Source organism: Methylopila musalis (assembly GCF_042679725.1).
Taxonomy (GTDB): Bacteria; Pseudomonadota; Alphaproteobacteria; order Rhizobiales; family Methylopilaceae; genus Methylopila; species Methylopila musalis.
In genome coordinates this window covers 1-3,365 of the sequence record NZ_JBHTMX010000257.1, presented here as the reverse complement: position 1 = coordinate 3,365, position 3,365 = coordinate 1, and the positions used below count along the sequence as shown (strand labels likewise).

Genomic DNA, 3,365 nt, shown 5'->3' with positions numbered 1-3,365 from the left:
GCCGCGCGGCGCAGGCGCGGGCTCATTCCGCGGGCGCCGGATGGGCCGTGGCGGGGATCGGCTTCTCGGCCCGACGCGGCGCGCCGACCCTCAGGCGCCGATCCGCCAGCGACAGCCCGCCGCCCAGCGCCATGATCACCGCGCCGAACCAGATCAGCGTCACCAGCGGCTTGTAGGTCACCCGCAGCGCGGTGGCGTCGTCGCCCCGCGATTCGCCCATGGAGGCGTAAAGCTGCGATAGGCCGAAGGTGGCGATGCTCGCCTCCGTCAGGTCCATCTGGCGCGCGGCGTAGAGCCGCCGCGACGGCTCCAGACGACGCACCACGGCGCCGTCCTTGCGCACGGTCACCGCGGCGACGGTGGAGGTGAAGTTCGGCCCAGGCCGCTGGCTGACGCCCTCGAAGGTGAGCTCATAGCCGGAGATCGAGACCGACTGGCCGGGCTTCAGCGCCACCACGGCCTCGCTCGGCCAGGCGGTGGCCGCGACCACGCCGAGCAGGGTGACGCCCATGCCCGCATGGGCGAAGGCGGAGCCCCAGGTGGAGCTCGGCGCGCCCCGCAGTCGCCGAACCGACTCCGCGAACGGCGCCCGGAACAGCTTGGAGCGCTCCACCAGCTCCGCGAAGGCGCCGACGAGCCCGAACAGCGCGAGCCCGACGCCGAGCGGCGCGAGCGTCGGCCCGCCGCGGACGAAGCCCGCCACCAGCGCGGTGGCGACCACCGCGAGCCCGACCGCGTAGACCATGCCGCGGGCGGCGCGAGCGACGTCGCCGCGCTTCCACGCCAGAAGCGGCGCGAACGGCATCACCAGCATCACCGGCAGCATCAGCGGGCCGAAGGTGTTGTTGAAGAAGGGCGGGCCGACCGAGATCTTCTCGCCGGTCACGGCCTCCAGCGCGAGCGGGTAGAGCGTGCCCACGAAGACGGCGGCGGTGGCCGCGGTGAGGAACAGGTTGTTCAGCACCAGAGCGCCCTCGCGCGACACCGGCGCGAACATGCCGCCCTGCTTCAGCGTCGGCGCGCGCAGCGCGTAGAGCGCCAGACTGCCGCCCACGAACACGATCAGGATGATGAGGATCGCCACGCCGCGGGCGGGATCGACCGCGAAGGCGTGGACCGAGGTCAGCACGCCCGAGCGCACGAGGAAGGTGCCGAGCAGCGACAGGGCGAAGGTCAGCAGCGCCAGCAGCACCGTCCAGACCTTCAGCGCCTCGCGCTTCTCCATCACCACGGCCGAGTGCAGCAGCGCGGTGCCGGACAGCCACGGCATCAGCGAGGCGTTCTCCACCGGGTCCCAGAACCAGAAGCCGCCCCAGCCGAGCTCGTAATAGGCCCAGTACGATCCCATGGCGATGCCGAGCGTCAGGAACAGCCACGCGGCCAGCGTCCACGGCCGCACCCAGCGCGCCCAGGCGGCGTCGACCCGGCCCTCGATCAGCGCCGCGACGGCGAAGGAGAACGCCATCGAGAAGCCCACATAGCCGATGTAGAGCAGCGGCGGATGGATCGCGAGGCCGGGGTCCTGCAGCAGCGGGTTGAGGTCCTGCCCCTCCATCGGCGCGGGGTCGAGCCGCGCGAACGGGTTCGACGTCAGCAGCACGAACAGCAGGAACGCCACCGAAATCATGGCCTGCACGCCGAGCACGTCCGCCCGCAGCCGGTCCGGCAGGTTCTTGCCGAAGAAGGCGACCAGCGCGCTGAACAGCACCAGGATCAGCACCCAGAGCAGCAGCGAGCCCTCGTGGTTCCCCCAGACGCCGGAGATCTTGTAGATCAGCGGCTTGGCGGAGTGAGAGTTCTCCACCACGTTCACCACCGAGAAGTCGGAGGTGACATAGGCGTGGGTCAGCGCCGCGAAGGACACCGCGACGAAGAACAGCTGGCCGTAGGCGAGCGGGCCGGACAGGCCCATCAGCGCCGCGTCGCGGGTGCGCGCGCCCCAGATCGGCAGCACGGACTGCAGCAGCGCCAGCGCCAGCGCCAGAACGAGCGCGTAATGGCCGGTTTCGGCGATCACTTGGCGGCCCCCGCGTCGTCGCCCTTCCAGAGGCCCTGCGCCTTCATGCGGTCGGCGACGTCCTTCGGCATGTAGTTCTCGTCGTGCTTGGCGAGCACGGTGTCGGCGAGGAACGAGCCGTCCGGCTGAAGCACCCCTTCGGACACCACGCCCTGCCCCTCGCGGAACAGGTCCGGCAGCAGACCCTTGTAGGTCACGGGCATGTCGCGGGCGTTGTCGGTCACCGCGAAGCGCACGGTCGCGCCGTCCTGAACGATGGAGCCCGCCTTCACCAGCCCGCCGAGGCGGAGCCGCGTGCCGGGAGCCTCGCCACGCTGGGCGATCTCGCTCGGGGTGCGGAAGAACACGATGGTGTCGTCGAGCGCGGTCAGTACCAGCGCGGTCGCCGCCGCCAGCACGAGGCCGACGAGCCCGAACAGCGCGAGCCGCCGGCGCTTGCGGGAGGCGCCCCGGCGGCGCGGCGACGGGAAGGCGGAGGGAGAGGCGTCGATCGTCATCCGGATACCCTTTTAGGCTCCCTGCCCTTCGAGACCAACCCCGGCCGCCAGCGCGTCGAGGCGCGCGGCCGCGCGCGGATCGGAGGCGAACCGCCGGCGCGCCTCCGCGAGCGAGGCGCGGGCGCTGTCGGCGCCGGCGAGCACGGCGCGCGACTGCACCAGCCGCAGCCAGTCGCCGATCTCGCCGCCGTCCTTCAGCCGCTCCTCCAGCCGGTCCACCATGCCGCGCACCATCTGCATGCGCTCCTGCGGCGTTTTGGCGGCGGCGGCCTCCTGATCGGTCGGCATGGGGATCGCGGGCGGCGCGGCGAGGCGGGTCAGTTCGCCCTTCACCCCTTGCACGTAAGGCGCGCCCGCCGGCGCCTTGGCCAGCATGCCCTTCAGCCGCGCCACCGCGCCGGTGAGGTCGCCGTCCTGCTCGGCGGCGCGGGCGAGATAGAACACGCCCTTCACAGAGGGCGGCTCGGCGTTGGCCGCGCGCTCGAACACGGCGCGGGTTTCGGCCGAGATGGCCCCGTCGTCGCGGGCCATCATGGCCTCGCCCAGACTGGCCTCGAGATCGGGCGTTGCGCCCATGACGCGGATGGCGTTGGCGTAGGCCGCGACCGCCTCCTCCGCCCGCCCGAGGCGCAGATAGACCGGGCCGAGCACCATCCAGCCCCGACCGTCATTGGGGTTCTTCTTCAGCTCCGCCTCGACGCGGGCGACCAGCTCCTCGACGTTGCGGCCGTCCGGGGGCGCGGCGCGGCGCGCGGCGAGTGGGCGGTCGGACACGCTGGGGCTTCCCAGCGCGCCGTAGAAGCCGAGCGCCACCGCCGGCGTCACCACCAGCGCCGCCACCGCCGCCGCCC

Annotated in this window: 3 protein-coding genes; all 3 read right to left on the bottom strand. The window is 72.5% G+C overall.

What is annotated here, in order from left to right:
- Nucleotides 1–22: 22 nt before the first annotated feature.
- On the bottom strand, nucleotides 23–2,017 hold the full coding sequence (locus ACFQ4O_RS16280) for a heme lyase CcmF/NrfE family subunit (RefSeq protein ID WP_378777217.1): 1,995 nt from the start codon (nucleotides 2,015–2,017) through the stop codon (nucleotides 23–25).
- A complete protein-coding gene (ccmE, locus tag ACFQ4O_RS16275) occupies nucleotides 2,014–2,514 on the bottom strand; it encodes a cytochrome c maturation protein CcmE (RefSeq protein WP_378777215.1) in 501 nt (166 codons plus the stop codon). Before ccmE ends, ACFQ4O_RS16280 begins: the two co-directional genes overlap by 4 nt.
- Before the next feature lie 12 nt (nucleotides 2,515–2,526).
- A partial coding sequence (locus ACFQ4O_RS16270; protein ID WP_378777213.1) for a tetratricopeptide repeat protein occupies nucleotides 2,527–3,365 on the bottom strand: 839 nt, incomplete at its 5' end.

Bases quoted from the DNA above. Each gene is read 5' to 3' on its own strand.
- ccmE (WP_378777215.1), bottom strand. From the start codon at position 2,514: ATGACGATCGACGCCTCTCCCTCCGCCTTCCCGTCGCCGCGCCGCCGG.